Genomic DNA, 18,387 nt, shown 5'->3' with positions numbered 1-18,387 from the left:
AAAAGTGAACACTTTCAAAGTTTAAAAACGCTATTTCCGTCTATCAGGCAACCTTTTGAAAAAAAGCACAGTCTTTGTGTAACGAGAGTCTATTGATTCAGTTTACCCTGTTTGTAACCCTATCCGTATGATCAAAAACTATTTGAAAGTAGCCCTGCGGTCCATCTTCCGCAACAAGCTTACGGCCTTCATCAACATCGCCGGGCTGGCGTTGGCCATGATGTGCTGTATGCTCATCTATTTATATATCCGCGACGAGGTGAGCTATGACAAGCAACATGCCTCGGCCGACCGCATCTACCGCGTCACCCGGAATTTCCTGTCCGACGACGGCACCCCAAACCTGCACCTGGGCAATGTGGCCCCTCCCATCGGACCGCTGCTGAAGAACGACTTTGGCGAGATCAAGGTCCTGGCCCGCACCGTCAACTTCGGGATCGTTATGGGGCTGGAGGAAAACGGGAAGCTGGAAAAGAATTTTTCGGAGGACCACCTGTTCCTGGCAGAGCCCGACATCTTTAAGATTTTCGATTTCAAGATCGTGACCGGCGACCCGGCCACCGCCCTTACGCGCCCGATGACGGTCATGCTGTCGCGCAAAACGGCCATGAAGTTCTTCAACGACGTGAACGTGACCGGCAAACGGCTGCGCGCCAACAATCAATTCGACATCGAGGTGACCGGCGTCTACGAAGACCTTCCAACCCAGGCCTTCTGGCATCCGGAATATCTCGTGTCCTTCAGCACCCTGGAGGATGACAATATCTACGGACGGAAGAACCTGGAAACCAACTGGGGCAACAATTCCTTCGGCACCTACATGCTCCTGGAAGAAGGCGCCGATGCCAAAAAGATCGAAGCCCGGTTCCCCGCGTTTCTCGACAAACATTTTGGCAACTACGCCAAAGCCAACTGGGGCGTTCCCGCTGATTGGGTAGCGTCCAAGTCCACCACCCTCTTTCTCCAGAAAGTAACCGACATCCACCTCCGCTCGCACCTGGACGACGAATTGGAAGTGAACGGCAACATCAACACCGTATACATGATGGGCATCATCGGATTGTTCATCATCCTCATCGCGTGCTTCAACTTCATCAATCTCTCCACAGCCCGCGCCACCAAGCGCGCGAAGGAAGTGGGATTGCGCAAAGTGGTGGGTGCGTTCAAGATGCAACTGGTGAGCCAGTACCTCAGCGAGTCGGTGCTCATTTCTTTCTTTGCACTGGTGTTGGGAACAGGGTTTGCTTTCATCAGCTTGCATTGGCTCAACTTGTTCACCGGAAAAACGCTTTCCATGAACCTCATTGCCAACTGGCCATTGTTGATCGGGCTGATCGCGTTCTCCATCCTGGTGGGCATACTGGCAGGTGTGTATCCGGCCTTTGTGGTTTCCGGGTTCAAACCCGCTTTGGTGCTGAAGGGACAACAAGGTTCCACCCGCGGCAAAGGCAGCTTGCGCAAAGCCCTGGTGGTGGCGCAGTTTGCCATTTCCATTGCCCTCATCATTGCCACGGCCATCACCTTCCAGCAGCTTGGTTATCTCAACAGCCTCGATTTGGGCTATAGCAAAGATCAGATCATCACACTGCCCTACTACGATGAAGAGCTGGATCCGGTATATGATGCCTTTTATAACGAAATGACAAAATCGTCACACATCAAAAATGTGTCCCGCTCCTCGCGTGTTCCAACGGGAAGACTATTGGATAGCCAGGGCGCGCCGCTCATCATGAAAGGCGACAGCCTGGTATCTTCGACCGTGACCACAAAAGACGTGCGGGTTGATTATGAATTCTTCAAAACCTTCGACATCCCCATGGCTGCCGGCCGTGATTTCTCGAAAGACATCACCACCGACGACACGCTGGCGTTCATCGTCAACGAAGCCGCGGCGAAGGCCTATGGATGGAAGACGCCGGCCGATGGCGTCGGGAAAGATTTCGCCTATGGCGGTACTACGGGAAAACTCGTCGGCGTTGTCAAAGACTTCCACTTCGAGTCACTGCACCAGGAAATCGTGCCGCTCGTGTTCTATCCCCGCAAGGGCGGCTACCGCCGGATGGCGGTGAGCATCTCGGGAAAGAACATGGAGGAAGGCATGGCCCACCTGGAAAAGCTGTGGCACGAATTTTTGCCCAAGCGCCCGTTCGACTACGAGTTCCTCAGCGAGCGATATCAAAACCTCTATGCATCCGAACAAAAGCAAAGTCAACTGTTCACGATCTTTGCAGGCCTCGCCATCTTTATTGCGTGTATGGGTCTTTTCGGATTGGCCACCTTCAACACCATGCAGCGCGTGAAAGAGATCGGCATCCGCAAAGTGCTGGGTGCTTCCGTGCCGAACATTCTGGGACTATTATCGAAAGAAATTGTGATACTCATCGTCATTGCCAATGTCATGGCGTGGCCTGTGGCGTGGTACTTCATGCAAAAATGGTTGGGCACCTTTGCCTATCACATCGACATGAACTTGCTCGTCTATTTACTGGCCGCTGCGTCGGCGATAGCGCTGGCACTCATCACGGTGAGCACACAAACCATCAAAGCCGCCACGAGCAATCCTTCACAGACCCTGCGATATGAATAGGACCCGTTGACGTTAAATCATAAAACAGAAAAGAGGCTGCCTCAGAAGAGCAGCCTCTTTCTTTTTTTGAGCGACAACAACCAAACAAATCCTTGCCTCACTTCGGATTTAATAACCCCAGGCTTTAGCCTGGGGTAGGGCAATCCTATCGTAACTGCGCCACGCTCAGCCATCTCACAGTAGCACGAACGTTCTTAGCGCACCTTTCACTACCTCTGGCTACGAAGTATAATTGGGCCACTTGCTCAAAGGATACCTCACGCCAGGAAGAGTGCGGCTCGCCACGACAGTGCCCGAGGCTGCGCGTACAGTCGGTGCCATGAAACGTGAAGATCGATCCGACTTTCCTATGGCATCTTTTTTTATCACACCGATAACCCCAAGCTAAAGGCTGGGTTAATATAAATTCCTTTTGGACTAGAGCCTGGGCTTACTAAAATAAGAAGAGGCTGTCCTTTTGAGACAGCCTCCCTTCAATAAATCCTCATTCAATTTTATCAACAAATCAAAAATCTCACAAGGAATTCAAACCCTCATTTCAACACAGTTCACCTGCGAGATGGATTGATTTGATTGATTTTGATAAAATTTCATTGGGACTAGACATTTGTACCTCCTTTCTTTTAGTGAAACATACGAAGCGGGCAGGCAGCACAAGCGGCTGCGGTCGCAGCTTCGGATAACGCCCGTCATCGCAATCAAAACGCAGAAGTTTCAAAATTTGTTTGTGTGGCGTCGATAATATTTTCAATCTGGCAATTTGTCAGCCAGATAGAAATACGGTTCAAAAAGGTGGTGTGTGAAAATTTTTTCTTTGCTGTCGGGGAACTTTGTGAAATATTCGGGATCGGCCAGCAAGACGACGAATGCGCCCGTGCGCACATAATCGGTCGAGTGAACAAAGGCCGGTGTGACATAACCCGGCAAAGCTTTCTTCACGCGCTTTGACAGGAAGCCGCCGAGGTATTTTTCATATTTGCGCTGCGCTCTCCGCGGTGGCTTTTCCAGTTGGTTGTATACGTGCTTCAAGGCGAGTTTCGCCGGGAACTTTTGCTTTTTGATAAACGGCCGGGCGTTCACGAAAGCGTTGGTCTTGTTGAAGTCGTTCACGGTTTGAAGACTGATGGGAGTCTCCGGCACCCAGTCGGCGGAGTTCACCACGTTGAATGCCCATCCCAGGGTGATGCTTTCATATTCGTAGGCATAAAATAGATTACCGGGCTTTGGTCCTGCGCTGCAGTAGGTCTTGAATTGTATATCGGCGGGCAGGTGCTTCTGTTGTTGGATACTGCGCAGGTGCGACGTGATCAGATAAGAAAGGGCGCCGCCCTGGCTGTGGCCGACGATGAAAAAATCTTTTATACCGGCCTTGTAACAGGAGTCGATCTTCGGAACGATGTCTCTGGCCAGGAAAGCTGTGCCGATGAGCCAGCCGAGGTGCACGGCGGCCTTTGGGTTTTGGCTGAGCGAATAGCTGAATTCATAATCAGCGGCCACCCTAATCTTGCCTGTTGCCGGGACCATGGCGGCATAAAAATTTTCCAACCACCCCACCGGATTTGCCGTGGTGCCGCGGATGCTGATCACGCCCACGCCATCGCCATTGGTCCAAAGGTCCCACCGGTTGTCGAGTCCCATCACGGGCGACCTGTACGCCTTTGCAAAATCCTTTGGTCCGGGGATTTTGAGAATGGATGCCGCGGTGTCAAAATGCCGCGACGTTATGCGAAGCATCTCGATGTATTCCGCTTTGTTGAATCCAGGTTTTAATTTTTGCGCTGTAGCGAACGTTGTCGACAAGATCAACACCAACAGGGCGATGTATTTTCTCTTCATGTTCTACAAATAACGTTTACCTAAATTACTATAATTGTTGGATCTCATCCCAAACCTTCTTCAACACGGGTATCCCATTCTTCGTATTTTCTTCGCGTGTAGCCAGCACCCTCTCGCCCGGGAAGATCACGCGTGAATTTCCATCGGGGCGCGAGGCGTGATAGTCGTCGAGGATCTGTTGCAGCGAGGCCGCCATGGTTTTGTAGTTCCCCAGTCGTTTCAGGTCGATGGCCATGAACACCTGGGAGACGCTCGTCTCCGCCTTTTGTTGGGAGACGCCGGCGGTGGAAAGTCCACCCGAAAGCAAGGTGGCGACGATATCCAACAAGAGCGACAACCCCGAGCCCTTCCAGTAGCCGATAGGCAAAATGCGTTGTGACTCACGTATGGCGGAAGGGTCAGTCGTCAGCACGCCGTCTTTTGTAAAGCCGCCGGGTACGGGGAGTTGTTGTTTTTTGAGTTCATAGAAATCCAGGGCACCATAAGAATATTGCGACATGGCCATGTCGAGCACGATCGCTTCGCCCTCGTGGGGCACGGCAATGACGAGCGGGTTGTTGCCCAGTTTGTTGTCCATGGCGCCCCAGGTGGGCATGTTGGCCGTGGTGTTGGTCCAGCCGATAAAGACAAAGCCTTCTTTGGCGGCTTTCCAGCCATAGGTTCCACCGCGCATCCAGTGGTTGGTGTGCGCGAGCGCTACACAACCCATACCCTGTACGCCGGCAATTTCCATCACGCGCTCCGTGCATTGCAAGGCATTGAGCGGTCCTGCAGCCGACTGACCATCCCATTGCTCGATGCACCCGGCGGCCTGTTTCAGCACGGCTTCTTTTTCCGGGAGGATATGACCTTGCTGGGTGTATTTGACAAACCGGCTGAAGCGGTTCACGCCATGCGTGTACACACCATCGATGCTGTTTTCGGTGAATATGGCTGCGCAGGTTGCTGCTTTGGCGGACGGGAAGCCGTGGCGAAGCAATATCTGCCGGAAGGCTTCTTCCATTTGAGATTTAGGGATGTTTATGAATTCGGGTTTTGTCTCACGCATAAGGCTGGTTACCGTTTGTTAGGTTGATTAGGGTTGTTAGTTCGTTAAAATTTAAACTGATTTTTATAATTTTTGTATTCTTTTGTGCTTCACTGGGTTGTTTTGGACCCTTGATTTTGTAGATCGATCCAAACTACTTTATTTTGCCCTCTAAATTTAGGCAGCTCGTGCCATACCTGAACGGCTTTTCTTCGTTTCGACGGAGAGCCCTCCAAGTTAAGCGATGCTTGTCTCAGTTTATATAACCAGACTACCAATTCGCCTTAAATGAAAATTACTACACGCTTCCTCCTTTTGCTCCTGGCCTTCACGCTTTTCCCTGCTGCCCATTTGTGGGCTGCCGATGCGCCGGTCATCGATTCCGGTGCCACGGCCTGGATGCTGACCTCCGCCGCGCTGGTGCTTCTCATGGTTCCCGGCCTGGCCATGTTCTACGGCGGCCTCGTACGAACCAAGAATGTGCTGGGCACTATGATGCACAGTTTTGCTGCCATGGGCATCATGACCGTTTTGTGGGTGGCCTGTGGTTATAGCATGGCCTTTGGCCCCAGCGTACTCGGTGGCTGGTTTGGGTGGAGCGACGACTATTTCTTTCTTGGCGGCATCGACGACAAAGTAATGTCCGCCGGAGTTCCGGAATATGTATTTTCCATGTTCCAGGCCAAGTTCGCCATCATCACACCCGCATTGATCGCGGGCGCGTTTGCCGAACGGGTTTCCTTCAAATCCTATTGTTTCTTCATTGCCTTGTGGGGCATTCTTATTTACAATCCCCTTTGCCACTGGGTTTGGGCAGCAGACGGATTCTTGTTCAACCTGGGTGCTAAAGGCGCGATCGATTTTGCCGGTGGCACAGTGGTACACATCTCCGCCGGTGTGAGCGGGCTGGTGGCCGCGATCTATCTGGGTGGACGCAAGTCGTTCCCCCATCTTCCCATGCGTCCGAACAACCTGGTGATGACCATGATCGGTGCAGGGTTGCTTTGGGTTGGATGGTTCGGTTTCAACGCCGGCAGCAGTATCTCCAGCGGACTGAGCACCGCACAGGCCTTGACAGCTACCCAAGTGGCAGCAGCGGCCGGTGCCCTCACGTGGATCATCATCGAAGGATTCCATCAAGGCAAAGCCACGGCGGTGGGATTTGTGAGTGGTATTCTCGCAGGCCTTGTAGCCATTACGCCTGCCGCAGGCGTGGTGAAACCGGTTGGCGCTTTAGCGCTGGGAGCACTGGCGACGGTGATCTGCTACCTGGCCATTATCCTCAAAAACAAATTGGGCTATGACGACACACTGGATGCTTTTGGGATCCACGGTGTGGGCGGAATTGTAGGCGCTATTTTCCTTACGTTCTTCATCCGCGATACATGGATGGCCGAAGCGGCCACTGCTGCAGGCGGCTGGACCGTGTGGCAACAATTGGGTGTGCAGGCATCGGCGGTGGGTATTGCCATTGTTTATGCAGGCGTAGGGACGTGGGTCATCCTGGTGGTATTGAACAAGATCATCCCGCTGCGCGCCAACGCCGAAGCCGAGATGCGTGGGTTGGATAACTACTACCACGGTGAAAGAGGATACGGCATGACGAATCCCAGCTAATTCATTCACGCAAAAAAGTTGGGCATACCACCCGGCGCTTTACTAAATTGAAATATCCAATGAAACTCATTATAGCAATCATTCGCGAAAATCAACTCGACCAGGTGCGCGAGGCCCTGATCGATGCCGGCATCACGCGCATCACGGTGAGCCACGTTTCGGGTCACGGCCGCAGCAAAACAGAAGAGATCTATCGCGGCCAGGTGGTGATCCCCAACCTGGTGCCCAACATCCGTCTGGAAATTGCCGTCAACAACGAGTTCGTAGACGTCACGTGCAACGCCATCATCAGCGCCACCAAGGCCAACGACGGTGGGCTGATCGGTAGCGGCAAGATCTTTATCACGCCGCTGGAAGAAGTGATCCGTCTGCGCACCGGCGAACGCGGGCCTGACGCTATTTAAAGAAGTTCAATACTTCGCTGGAGAATTCTTTGGTGGAGGATGCTCCGCCATGATCGCCGGGCACCGTATGAAACGTTGCTTTCGGGATCAAGGCAGCCAACTTGCCGGCCGATCCATTATCCGAATCTTTGTCGCCGCAAAGCACCAACACCGGTTTCTTTATTTTTCCCAATGCTTCTTTGCTGGTGGAAGGCTGTTCTTTTTGCATCATCGCCAGGGCTTGTTGATCGAGACCGGTGTCTTGTATGCGTTTCACCACGGCTTCCAATTCTTTCACGGGTTCTCCGCTAAGGGCTTTGTAGAACATAATTCTTCGAGGCCACTCGGGGTTTGTGAAGTCGTCGCCCATCCCACCGAGCACGGCGTGGTCTACGCGTTTATCCAACACCAGCAACCGGGCGGTGATGATGGCTCCCCGCGAGTAACCCACCACGTCATACGATTTGATCTTTAAGAATGAAACCAGGCCCATGATGTCGCGTGCTTCTGCATCGTTGGCATAGGCTTCTGCGGTGTGGGGTTTGTCGGACTTGCCGTTGCCGCGTTGGTCCAGGGTGATCACTTTGAATCCGTTTGTCAGGAGATCGTTGTACAGTGCCGTGCGTTTCCATGATTCACCGTCCACGATGAATCCGTGGACGAGTACTACGGCTTTGCCTTCGCCTTTCACGTCGTAGTGGATCTTTACGCCGTCGGCAGCGGTGAAAAATAGTAATGAGTCGGAAGGATTGGATGATGGTTTCGAAGCTCGCTCCGTTGCAATCGTGGGCATCGATAGGGTCAAAAGTAAAAGGAGATAAACAAGCTTGCGCATAGAGGGTATTTAGGTTGTCCCTAAAATACAATTTCTTTGCTCCTTTCGCGAATCTTTAGGTTCACCGCCCCTCGCCTGCCAACGCTTCTATGCCAAAGGCGAGGTACACCAACGGCGCATTCCAGTTGATGGCAATTTCATTTGAGGCATACGAACACACATCATCTACATAGGCCTCGTCCGGCAGGGCGCTGGAGTATTGACACTTGTCCTGCATCGAGGGATTGGGTCCGCCGGCCAACAGTCCGGGTATCGGTTCCACAATGCCGTCGGCTTCGGATGGGCGGTGGTGTGGGTGCATGGGGGTTTTCGAACCAAAGCCGGTGACAAAGGAATAGCCTGTGGCGTTCCGTCCCAGGAGGTAATCCAGGTTGGTCAGGGCGTACGACACATATTTTTTATCCTTTGTAAGACGATAGCATTGCAGCAGCAATATCCCTTGATTGGCCGCCACGGAGTTGCTGCCCCAAATAAAATCTTTTGCGGTCTGCCCCATCACGGTTTGATAAGGCTGTGTGTCCACTTGTCGAATAAGATCGTCGCCGGTTTGTAACAATCGTTTTTTGATCTCGGGGAAATCTTCCTTTGCTTTCCCGGTCAAGGCATCAGAAAAGCGGGCCAGTGAATAGTATCCCAACAGTCGCACTTGCGGCCACGACGGCAAGGGCATCTTTTCATCCGGAAGCATGGTCACAGCATTGTAGTAAATTTCTTCGTGTGTGGTGAGATATAATTCGGCTGCGGCCCACATCCATTCGTCTTTCACGTCGCGGTCGCCATAGGCTCCTGTGGTGATCTTCGGTTCGAAGGAGGCATTGAGCTTGTTCTGGTCATACAACACATCCGGATTTTTCACGGCCCATTGCCACGCGTTGATGGATGCTTTCAGACAAGAGTCGGCCAAGCCCGGGAACTCCTTGTCGAATTTTCTGTACACGCGCGATGCCTGCGCTGTGACCGCAGCCAAATCCAGCGCGGCGGCTGTACTTTTTTGTACGACATACCGGGGGTCCTTCGTTACTTCGGGCATCACCATCCCGTCGAATTTTGCATTGGTGCATTTGTGATATACTCCCCCGTCGTTGGGATCTTGCATGGTGAGCATCCAGCGGAGGTTCCACAATACTTCGTCCAGGAGATCGGGTATGGCGTTTTTACTTTCGGGAATATTCCAGGAAGCCGCGTTCATGTATTGAGGAAAGTCTTCATACAACGAAAGCAATGTTCCGGTGGTGATGCCGCTGTTCACGACATATTTATTGTAGTCTCCTGCATCATACCAGCCGCGTGGTGATGAAATGACCGTGCCGGCTTTTCGTTGCGTCGATGCAGCAGAGGGATGCACCAAAACTTTTGTGTCCGGATGTCCGGCCGTGCGGGCCCACTTGTCTGCATAGGTTTTGGAGAGCGCAGTGGAGGCCCGCATAAAGTAAAACGCTTTTATGGAGCCTTTTGCCACGGCTTCGTGAACGTTGTTTTGGATGGCGAAGGGATAGGAGTATCCCAATCCTTTTATGACAAGACGATAGGTGCCTTCGTTTTGAAACGAAGTGAAGTCGGCGATGCGTGTCTTTTTATTGCTGAACGTCACCGTGCGATAATCGCTCAGTTTTCCTTCCCATACTTTTTTCTTTTCGCCTACGGTTTCGATATAAAATTCAGTAGGGCTTTCTGCGGTAATCACGGCTACTTTCTGGCTTGCGGGGTAAAAGCCTGTTTGGTTAAGTCGAATATCCGTGGAAAGTCCATCCTGTGCTTTGCCCGCGCAGGTAGCATGGAGAAACAAGACGGTGACAAGGATGCCTTTTTTAAATGACATAGAATTCAGTTTTGTACTTTGTCGCACACGAACTAAAACGAACACTGACAAACACCGATAGTCGCACGCCCGATTGAAATACATCACCACACAGATTTAGTGCGCTATCCGCGGGATTCCTTGGGCCACATGCGAAGCTCGACGAAACGCGTGCCTGCGGAATGACGAGCTTGCCGGAAAGCCCAACAGGCCCTGACGTAAAGTAACGCTAAATTATTGTGTCATTAATTTATCCAGCAAAATCATTTTGGAGCCCGAGACCCGAATGAAGTACAGTCCTGCTGGAAGATGGGCATGAAATTCTGCAGAGGTTTGGGATGGATCGATGGCTGCTCTAAAAGCGGTTTTACCGGTGGTGTCCAGCAACTCCATTTTGTCAAATCCGGCAGTCGGCAAATCCAGTCTGAAATTCTCGGTAGCAGGATTGGGATAGACCTTCATTTTCTGAACGGGTTGTTCCTTTTCTACGGGCGTGATGATGTTCTCGCCGTTCTCGACCAAGACGTACACTACTGACCTGGGTGGAGCCGTCACCTTTACCCCACTGCCAACAAGCGCCGAGCGGGCTTTGATGCTTTCCACATTTGCCGGTCCACCGGATGAAAACGCCGGTGCCTGGCCATTGACAGAGACCTTTAGCGAGAATTCGCCATTGTCGGTGCCGCCGGTCAACGTGTAGGTATAGAACCGGTTGCCATAGCCAAAGTGTTGCAGGTTTACACTTACGGTTTGCTCGGAGGTGCCTTTGTTTACGATGACCACTCCCGACTCTCCGGAATGAAATGAAGAAGCATAGGCCACCACATCCGAACTACCCGACACCGTTGTACTCACCATGTTATCGCCAAAGTATTTTTGGAAGTAATACATGTAGTAATAGATGGCGCGTGGATTCCATTTGGGAATGCCCCCGGGCTCATCGCCGTTGTTGAACATGCCGTGATCATCGCCGTTGCTCCATCCATTGGCCAGATCCCAGCGGCTGGCCATGCCGAATTTGTTTTTTATCAGCTCACCCAAAACCATCGTCGCATGCACGCCGCTGATGTAGGATACCATTTGTTTGGAGTGCACGGCAAAGATGTTCCACTCCGTGAGCGCGATGGGTTTGATCGGTTGGCCGGCATCGGATATGGTTTTCTTCAGAAAGCTCATGATGTCTGTGGGAACCGTCAACGCGGTGCTGAGAATGTCGGCAGCTTTGGAGTCCGTGTCGTAGGGGGTGAAGTAGCTGTGGGCGATATAAAAATCGGGCGACGATGTCGCGTTGGACAACACGCCTGTATTCCAATTCCGTTCAATGTCACCGGACCAACTGGCCGGTGGTGTTTCAAATAACTGGGCGCCGATGTGAATTTCCACGCCAAGCTCCGTGGCGGCCTTACGCATGGAGTCGGCAAATACTTTGAAGTGTTTGCCATAGATCTCACCCGTCATGATCTCGGGTTGGCCGTCTTTGTTGTCGGCGGTCTTGATGCGGTAGCCGGCCTGCCAGGTCCCATAGTTTTCGTTTCCGAGCTCCCAGAATTTGGTGCGACCGTTGTCGTAGCGCACCCAGTCGGCGGCGAGATGCGCGGCGGCGGCAACCGGATTTTCGGCGGTGCTGTAGCGCGCATAACTGTAGTTCACGGTGATGATGCCGGTGCTTTTTGTTTGCTTCAGCATTTCGTAATAGTTATCGAGCGACATGGTCCAGCTTTCAGCATTCTTCCCAAACCAATAAGGATTCGGATCGCCGGTGGTGCCATCGGCATTGACCAGCGTTGTGGGTACATCGGCCGGAAGCTGTGAAGCGTTTTGCGCATTCCAAAAATAAACACTGCTGATATTTCCACCGGGAAAGCGAAGGACATTTGGCGATAGGGTCTTGATGTAGCCCAGCAACGCGGGTTGATCTACCATTTGAGTCATGTAGATGTTGGCGTTGTTTCCGTAGATATATTTCGATACCGGTGCCACCACATTGGAGACATCCACCGACACCGTAGCCGTAGAGGGTTTTGCAGGTTTATCAAATTCAACAAAGGAAGGTATGACGGCATCCTTATCGGTGGCGTCGTCCAGGAAAAAACCTTGCGTGTCCTGGGCCATGACCGGCACGGACAGGAGGCTGACAAAAAAAAGGGTAGCGTAAAGTCTCCGCATGTAAAAGAGTTGGTTGACGGCAAAGGATGCCGGTGTAAAAAATCCGGTGGCACATCGTTACAGACGCACCACCGGTATAAGATCAAAATGCTTTATAATGTTTACAATAATCCGATATCATCGATAAAGATCACGTAAGGAGCACCGCCCTGATCCTGGAAAACAAATTCATTGATGGTCGACGGGCTGCCCAGTTCCGAGAGCGGGATGGTAAAGTCTGTCCACACACCCTCCTGGATGGCCAACGATTTTTGAGTGCCCACGACACCATCGTTGTCTTTGATAAACAACATCACACTCTTGCCGGTTGTCCCCGCGCCTCCAAAAATCGACAACTTCACTGCGGTGTAGTTATTGACCAACACAAACGTGTTTGACGGATGTGATTGTGAACCACCCCAGGCACCATCGTAGGTGATCTTCATGGATTTGTCGCCGCGCTTGGCTTGCTGTGTGCTTGTCCAATCGGTGGTGCTGCTCCATCCACCCCATTTCTGCCAGGTGGCCACCAGATCCTCGTCGTAGATCACGAACTTGAAGCCAAAAGCCGACGATGACTTCACGGTGCCTGCCGAGGTAGTCACGTACAAGTAAGCCGACGTCACGCCGTCTGGAACTTTCACTTCAATTTCTTTTCCGCTCGCCGATACAACCTCCGCTTCCGCATCATCGAAACGGACGCTTTGCAGGTTTTCAAAGAACTCGCCCTTGATGGTCACAATGCCACCGGCGCCAATGAAGGCGGGGTCAAAGCTGGCGATGGACGGTCCGGGTTGTTGGATGACAAAGTCCAGTTCGGCTTGCCCGAATTCAGTAACCACCCTGATCTTGTTGGGCACGTTGGCAAACGGGGCGTTGTCGGGGATCCGGATGATGATGTTATCGTTGCGCACCAGCGTGACGTTCAGCGGCGCCAGCGATTCGTTGAAATACACCTCTCTGGTCGTGGCCAGGTTGTTGCCATAGATCACATACGTGGTCCCTCTCCTTCCGCTTTGCGTGGTGGAGTCCTTGGCCACCAAACTTACACGCTCCAGGGCCGGGGTGCCGCCTTGATCGTCGTCGTTACACGCCACAAACAATGACGCCACAACGATCAACAGGCTCATCGCCGTCAATACTTTTCGCGTTATTTTTTTCTGTATATCCATAAGTTTATTTTTTAGGCTGAGGCAAGGCCTTTCATTTTCTCAGGCCCTGTCCAGCGTTTTTGTCGATCAGTTAAAAACATAAGGAACGGGTGTCTTCGACAGGTTCGGAGCCCGCAACACTTCGGTGGAAGGCAACGGTATTTTAAAGTTACCGTCGTCAACGGGGAAGTTCCGGGATTGATCATCGGGATCGACCGCGATGGTCCACTTGGTCGGGTCGGGGATCTTATCCGGTGTGATCCGGTAGAAGCCACGGTCTTGCGTACTCAGGATGTCGTAAGCCTTTTGAGGATTATAGTAGTGCAGGCGAACGAAATCATACCAAAGCTGTCCCTCCATGGCGAACTCTAAATGGCGTTCGTCAAAGATGTCTTGCCACGTGATGACACTCTTGGTCGCAACGTTCGCGCGAAGGCGCACGCGGTTATAGTATTTCAACGCTTCAGCATCGGAGGTCGATGCCGCATCGCCCAATATCGCCTCGGCATAGATCAGGTATACTTCGGCAAGACGCATCATGTAGGTGCAGTTCTCGGTATGTTGTTGAGAAACTTTTCCGTCGTTGTCTTCCGGGCGCCCCACTACATATTTCTTCACCCATGCACGATTGTTGTAGCCGCTGCCTCCGAGCGGAACACGCAACTCCTGTGTTATAGGATTGCCGGTGTTCGGATCGATCACCTGTTGGTGGATGTAGGTGTAGTGATCGCCGGGGAACATAAACGTAGCTTTGCGGCGCGCGTCGGGCGTGTTGCCGTTGTCGATCAAACCATCATACTTGTTCAGCAAGTACAGCGAGGCGCCGATGTCGCCACCCCATCCATCGGCAAAGCCGGTGATGCTGGAACCGAAGGCGAGGAAGGCCTGCACGCTGTTCTGTGAGCCCCAGTCTGCACCGTTGTATACCCATTGCAAAGCGAACAAGGTTTCCTGGTTGTTGTTGTTCTTGGTCTTGAACAGTTCTTCATAGTCCGTCATCAGCGAAGCACTGCTGTTCTCGATCACGTCTTTGGCCAGGATGCGGGCGCTGTCCAGGAACACGGCGTCGCGGGTCAGGCTTTTGCCCACGCCAGCGCGCGTCAGGTAAACTTTGGCCAGCATGCCTTCGGCGGAATATTTGGTGAGTCTTCCCTTCATGATGGGTGTTTCAGGCAAATGCGTCGTCCCATAGCGAATGTCACGGGTAATAAATTCCCAAATGGACGGCACGGTATTGCGCGTGATCGTCGTGTCCTGCAGCAACGCGGTGTTGTCGGTGATGATCGGCACCTCACCCCAGTTCTGCACCAGGAACATGTAGGCCATGCCGCGCATGAAGCGGGCTTCGGCGATGGCGTGTTCGACGATATTCTGTGGTACTTCTTCTCCCGCATATTTGCGCAGGTTGGTGATGAGTGTGTTGGATTGCCCTACAATGTTGTAGAACGCACGCCATGCACTCAAATTCTCCGCGGTAACGCTGGTGGTTTTGAACTCTACGTTTTCCAATTGATAAGAGCCCGACGTGAGCACGCCACCTCTTCCATCGCCGATACCGTGCGAAGCTTTGTCGTTGTAGGCAAACCAAACAACGCCATACAGGGGCCCGCTACCCGCCAACACCTGTTCGGATGTTTTGTAGAAGTTTACATCGAGGATCGTATCCTGAGGCGGCTGATCCAGAAAATCGCTGCTGCAGCCAGCAAACAGTCCAACCAAAAGCAGGACAGCGAGGCAGATTTTGATTTTGATATGTTTTAATGTTTTCATTGCTCTTGCTTTTTTTGTGACTTAAAAATCAACGGCCAGGTTGAACGTATACACCGGTGTCATCGGGTATCTTCCAAAATCCACGCCGATGGATTGATTCGTGGATTGAGAATCGCGTCCTACATAGGCACCCACTTCCGGATCATAGCCTTTGTACTTGGTGAACGTATACAGGTTTTGTACACCCACGGCGAGTCGCACGCCTTGCACGACATTCTGTTTTCCGATGAGGGTCTTGGGAATGCTGTAGCCAAGCGTAATGTTCTTGATGCGGATGTAGGATCCGTCTTCCACAAACTTGTCTGTAAAACGCAAACCGTTGCCGTTCACGTCGGGCGTCACGATACGGGGAATGTCGGTACCGGGATTGGTCAAGTGTGTTTCCGAACCGCTGCCCTCTACGCGGGCATAGTTGAACGTTTCTGCCATCAAATTCCGGCCGAGGTTGATGTTGTTGGGGTTCGTGTTGCTGAACCGGAGAAAATTGTAGATGTCGTTGCCATAGGAGGCCGTCAACAAGATATTCAAATCAAAGCCCAGGTACGTAAATGTGTTGGTAAAGCCGAAGGTTGCTTTAGGCCAGGGGTTACCAATGTTGGTGATGTCCTTTTCGTCGATCTTGTTGTCGCCGTTCAGGTCTTTGTATTTGATGTCGCCCACCCAAACTCCACCGGGCGCCACATCCTGACGATCGCCATTGACCTTGACGGGGATGGCGCTGTTGTTGATCTGGTCCACGGATTGAAAGATGCCGTCATACAAATATCCGCGGAACAACCAGGGTGCCTGGCCCACGGCCGAACGTTGCGTCCAGTTGTTGCCGGAGCCTGTATCACCGATGAACCACGCTGTGCGATCAAAGAATGCGTTGGCTGAATAAAGCTGTGTCATTTCGGTCTTGAAACCCGACACGTTGAAATTGCTTCGCCAGACAAAACCACCGCGATCGATGTTCACGGTATTCAAAGTGAATCCCCAGCCTCTGTTCTCGAGCGACCCTACGTTTACTTGCGGGGGACCGATCGATCCTTCCGCGCTCACGCCCATGTAGTCGGGAAGCGGACTTGTCATCAGGAGGTTGCTGGTTTTCTTTACGTAGAAGTCACCTTCCAATTGAATGCGGTTTTGGAATAGGTTCAGGTTGAAGCCGATGTTGTTTGTATGCGTCTCTTCCCACTGCAGCGCAGCGTTCGGATAGCGGGACAACGGAAAGCCTGTGCCCCAAGGGGTGGACACACTGGCCAGCGGTCCATAGTACGAGGTACCTCCCTGGTTACCCGTCACGCCGGTCTCGACTCTCAATTTCAATTCGTTGATAAAGGACACGTTTTGCATGAAGGGTTCTTGTGTCACTCTCCAGGCAGCGGACACGGAAGGGAAGTATCCCCATTTGTTGTCGGGACCAAAATTGACCGAGCCATCGGCGCGGATCGAACCTTGCACGATGTACTTGTCATTAAAGGTATAGTTCAAACGTCCGAAGTATGATTCCATCGCCCAGGGAGATTGTCCACCCGAGGTTGTCGCACCTTGTGTGTTGCCCACGTTCAGGTCGGGCACGGTGTTGGTCACAAAGCCTCTTTTGGAGCCACTCACATTTTCCCAATGCGATTCCTGCGATTCGTGGCTGGCCATGACACCCAGGTCATGTTTTCCGATGCGCGTATTGTATTGGAGCATCTGGTTCCAGTTCCAGTAGGTATTGTCGCTGCTTCCGGAGGTGAGGCTGGCCACATCGTTGGTCTTGTCGCCTAGCCTATAGGTGGGTATGAAGTAGTCGGTGCGGTTGAAGCCGAGGTTACCATTGAGGGAAGTGCGGAAAACCAATCCCTTCAGCAAGGTCACGTCCACATTGACACCACCCAAAACCTGAAATTTTTTCTGTTTGTTCTGGATCAGGCTGGAGATTGCCACGGGGTTGAGGGGCGTGAACTGCACGCTGCTTCCGTTGACGCTGTTGGCACCACCCCATGTTCCGTCGGGATTTTTCACCGGAATGTTCGGCGCCAGTTGAAGCGCATTGAGAATGGTGTTCTCCTGCGTGGCGGTGATCTTTTCCTTGGTTTGGTTCACACTCAGGTTTGCACCGATCTTCAACCATTTACGGGTCTGGTTGTCCATATTGAGGCGAATGCTGGAACGGGCAAAGCTCGAACCGAGGGCTACACCTTCCTGGTCGAAATGTTCGCCGGATAAATAGAAGGTGGTTTTTTCGCTTCCGCCGCTAAGGCTTAGCTGGTGTTTGGTGAGTGGCGCGGTTTTGAAAAGCGCATCTTGCCAATTGGTGCCGGGACCCAACAACGAAGGATTGCCAAATTCCGGCGGCGGTGTGCCACCGGTGATGGCGCGGATCTCGTTTGTCATTTCGGCAAACTGTGGCAGCGTCATCACGGCCAGGTTCTTCGGTTTTTCTTGCAAACTGTAGGTGAACCCATAGTTCACTTTCATGTCACCAGCCTTGCCACGCTTGGTACTGATGAGCACCACGCCGTTCGTACCCCGCGATCCATAGATGGCGGTGGCCGAAGGGCCTTGCAGAATTTCAATGTTGGAAATATCGGAAGGGTTGATCCCCGCCAGGACGTTCGCGGAACTCGTAGCCCCATAGCTCAGCGTGGCCGGTTGGATCTGCACGCCGTCCACCACATACAACGGCTCGTTCGATCCGGTGATGGTATTCACACCGCGGATGTTCACCGAGATGCCACCCCCGGGCTGGCCGGTGTTTTGCGTTACATACACACCCGCGGCCCGGCCTTGGATGGCCTGTTCGATGGTGGTGTTGATGGTTTTTGCAATTTGATCGGAACCCACAGACGTTTGGGCTCCCGAAAGATCCGTGCGTTTCATTTCACCGTATCCCACGACAACCACTTCCTGGAGCGTGGACACATCTTCCCGCATGTCGGCATCGATGCGGGTTTGGTTGCCCACCCTGATCTCCTGCGATTTGTAGCCGATGAAGGAGATGACGAGCACATCTTCATCGTTTGCCTCCAGGGTATAGTTTCCGTCAATGGTGGTCGTGGTCCCATTGCCGGTGCCCTTGATGAGCACGTTCACACCGGGCATACCATTGCCCGCGGGGTCCTTGATTGTTCCCGTGACGAGGTGCTGGCCATAGGCGGCCACGCTCGTCAGCAGCAACAAAAACACGGAAGCCCTCTTGAAAAAGCTTCGGTAGACTTCTTTCATAATCATAGATTTGGTTTAGTGGATAGAGTATAGTTTGTTGGGT

11 protein-coding genes are annotated in these 18,387 nt (G+C 52.4%); 3 read left to right on the top strand and 8 right to left on the bottom strand.

Going from position 1 to position 18,387, the window contains the following annotated elements; translation table 11 throughout:
• The first annotated feature begins 127 nt into the window (after positions 1–127).
• Positions 128–2,587, top strand: a complete 2,460-nt coding sequence (locus tag D4L85_RS18100; protein ID WP_119755619.1) for an ABC transporter permease — start codon at positions 128–130, stop codon at positions 2,585–2,587.
• Between the two features lie 747 nt (positions 2,588–3,334).
• Here the strand turns inward: D4L85_RS18100 and D4L85_RS18095 are convergent.
• A complete protein-coding gene (locus D4L85_RS18095) occupies positions 3,335–4,423 on the bottom strand; it encodes a lipase family protein (protein WP_119755618.1) in 1,089 nt (362 codons plus the stop codon).
• A 28-nt stretch (positions 4,424–4,451) separates the two neighbouring features.
• Positions 4,452–5,471, bottom strand: coding sequence for a 3-dehydro-L-gulonate 2-dehydrogenase (gene yiaK / locus D4L85_RS18090; protein WP_119755617.1), 1,020 nt, complete (start codon positions 5,469–5,471; stop codon positions 4,452–4,454).
• Positions 5,472–5,738: 267 nt separating this feature from the next.
• Here yiaK and D4L85_RS18085 point away from each other — a divergent pair, with 267 nt between their 5' ends.
• Complete coding sequence (locus D4L85_RS18085) at positions 5,739–7,067, top strand: ammonium transporter (RefSeq protein WP_119755616.1); 1,329 nt, start codon at positions 5,739–5,741, stop codon at positions 7,065–7,067.
• A gap of 59 nt (positions 7,068–7,126) precedes the next feature.
• Positions 7,127–7,471 carry a P-II family nitrogen regulator gene (locus D4L85_RS18080; protein WP_119755615.1) on the top strand — a complete coding sequence of 115 codons (345 nt, stop codon included), beginning with the start codon at positions 7,127–7,129 and terminating at the stop codon, positions 7,469–7,471.
• Here the strand turns inward: D4L85_RS18080 and D4L85_RS18075 are convergent.
• The 6 genes from D4L85_RS18075 to D4L85_RS18050 all read right to left on the bottom strand — a co-directional run bounded on the left by D4L85_RS18075 (position 7,464) and on the right by D4L85_RS18050 (position 18,344).
• Positions 7,464–8,285 (bottom strand): alpha/beta fold hydrolase, encoded by an 822-nt coding sequence (locus tag D4L85_RS18075; protein WP_228450524.1) that lies wholly within the window; start codon positions 8,283–8,285, stop codon positions 7,464–7,466. The genes D4L85_RS18080 and D4L85_RS18075 overlap by 8 nt on opposite strands.
• Before the next feature lie 61 nt (positions 8,286–8,346).
• On the bottom strand, positions 8,347–10,104 hold the full coding sequence (locus D4L85_RS18070) for a glycoside hydrolase family 9 protein (protein ID WP_119755613.1): 1,758 nt from the start codon (positions 10,102–10,104) through the stop codon (positions 8,347–8,349).
• Between the two features lie 213 nt (positions 10,105–10,317).
• Positions 10,318–12,249, bottom strand: a complete 1,932-nt coding sequence (locus D4L85_RS18065; RefSeq protein WP_119755612.1) for a T9SS type A sorting domain-containing protein — start codon at positions 12,247–12,249, stop codon at positions 10,318–10,320.
• 101 nt (positions 12,250–12,350) lie between these two features.
• Complete coding sequence (locus tag D4L85_RS18060) at positions 12,351–13,400, bottom strand: IPT/TIG domain-containing protein (RefSeq protein ID WP_119755611.1); 1,050 nt, start codon at positions 13,398–13,400, stop codon at positions 12,351–12,353.
• 66 nt (positions 13,401–13,466) lie between these two features.
• Entirely contained in the window at positions 13,467–15,149 is a 1,683-nt protein-coding gene (locus tag D4L85_RS18055) for a RagB/SusD family nutrient uptake outer membrane protein (RefSeq protein ID WP_119755610.1), read from the bottom strand.
• A gap of 21 nt (positions 15,150–15,170) precedes the next feature.
• The gene (locus D4L85_RS18050) at positions 15,171–18,344 is read right to left on the bottom strand and encodes a SusC/RagA family TonB-linked outer membrane protein (RefSeq protein ID WP_119758844.1); all 3,174 of its coding nucleotides are present in this window, start codon (positions 18,342–18,344) and stop codon (positions 15,171–15,173) included.
• Between the last annotated feature and the right edge of the window lie 43 nt (positions 18,345–18,387).

The sequence above is a fragment of the Chryseolinea soli genome, assembly GCF_003589925.1.
GTDB classification, from domain to species: Bacteria; Bacteroidota; Bacteroidia; order Cytophagales; family Cyclobacteriaceae; genus Chryseolinea; species Chryseolinea soli.
Note: the sequence above shows the minus strand (reverse complement) of the source record. Positions and strands in the feature narration are given on the sequence as shown.

Coding starts and splice junctions, on each gene's coding strand:
- D4L85_RS18100 (WP_119755619.1), top strand. CDS start 128: ATGATCAAAAACTATTTGAAAGTAGCCCTGCGGTCCATCTTCCGCAAC.
- D4L85_RS18070 (WP_119755613.1), bottom strand. CDS start 10,104: ATGTCATTTAAAAAAGGCATCCTTGTCACCGTCTTGTTTCTCCATGCT.
- D4L85_RS18085 (WP_119755616.1), top strand. CDS start 5,739: ATGAAAATTACTACACGCTTCCTCCTTTTGCTCCTGGCCTTCACGCTT.
- yiaK (WP_119755617.1), bottom strand. CDS start 5,471: ATGCGTGAGACAAAACCCGAATTCATAAACATCCCTAAATCTCAAATG.
- D4L85_RS18060 (WP_119755611.1), bottom strand. CDS start 13,400: ATGGATATACAGAAAAAAATAACGCGAAAAGTATTGACGGCGATGAGC.
- D4L85_RS18080 (WP_119755615.1), top strand. CDS start 7,127: ATGAAACTCATTATAGCAATCATTCGCGAAAATCAACTCGACCAGGTG.
- D4L85_RS18095 (WP_119755618.1), bottom strand. CDS start 4,423: ATGAAGAGAAAATACATCGCCCTGTTGGTGTTGATCTTGTCGACAACG.
- D4L85_RS18055 (WP_119755610.1), bottom strand. CDS start 15,149: ATGAAAACATTAAAACATATCAAAATCAAAATCTGCCTCGCTGTCCTG.
- D4L85_RS18050 (WP_119758844.1), bottom strand. CDS start 18,344: ATGAAAGAAGTCTACCGAAGCTTTTTCAAGAGGGCTTCCGTGTTTTTG.
- D4L85_RS18065 (WP_119755612.1), bottom strand. CDS start 12,249: ATGCGGAGACTTTACGCTACCCTTTTTTTTGTCAGCCTCCTGTCCGTG.
- D4L85_RS18075 (WP_228450524.1), bottom strand. CDS start 8,285: ATGCGCAAGCTTGTTTATCTCCTTTTACTTTTGACCCTATCGATGCCC.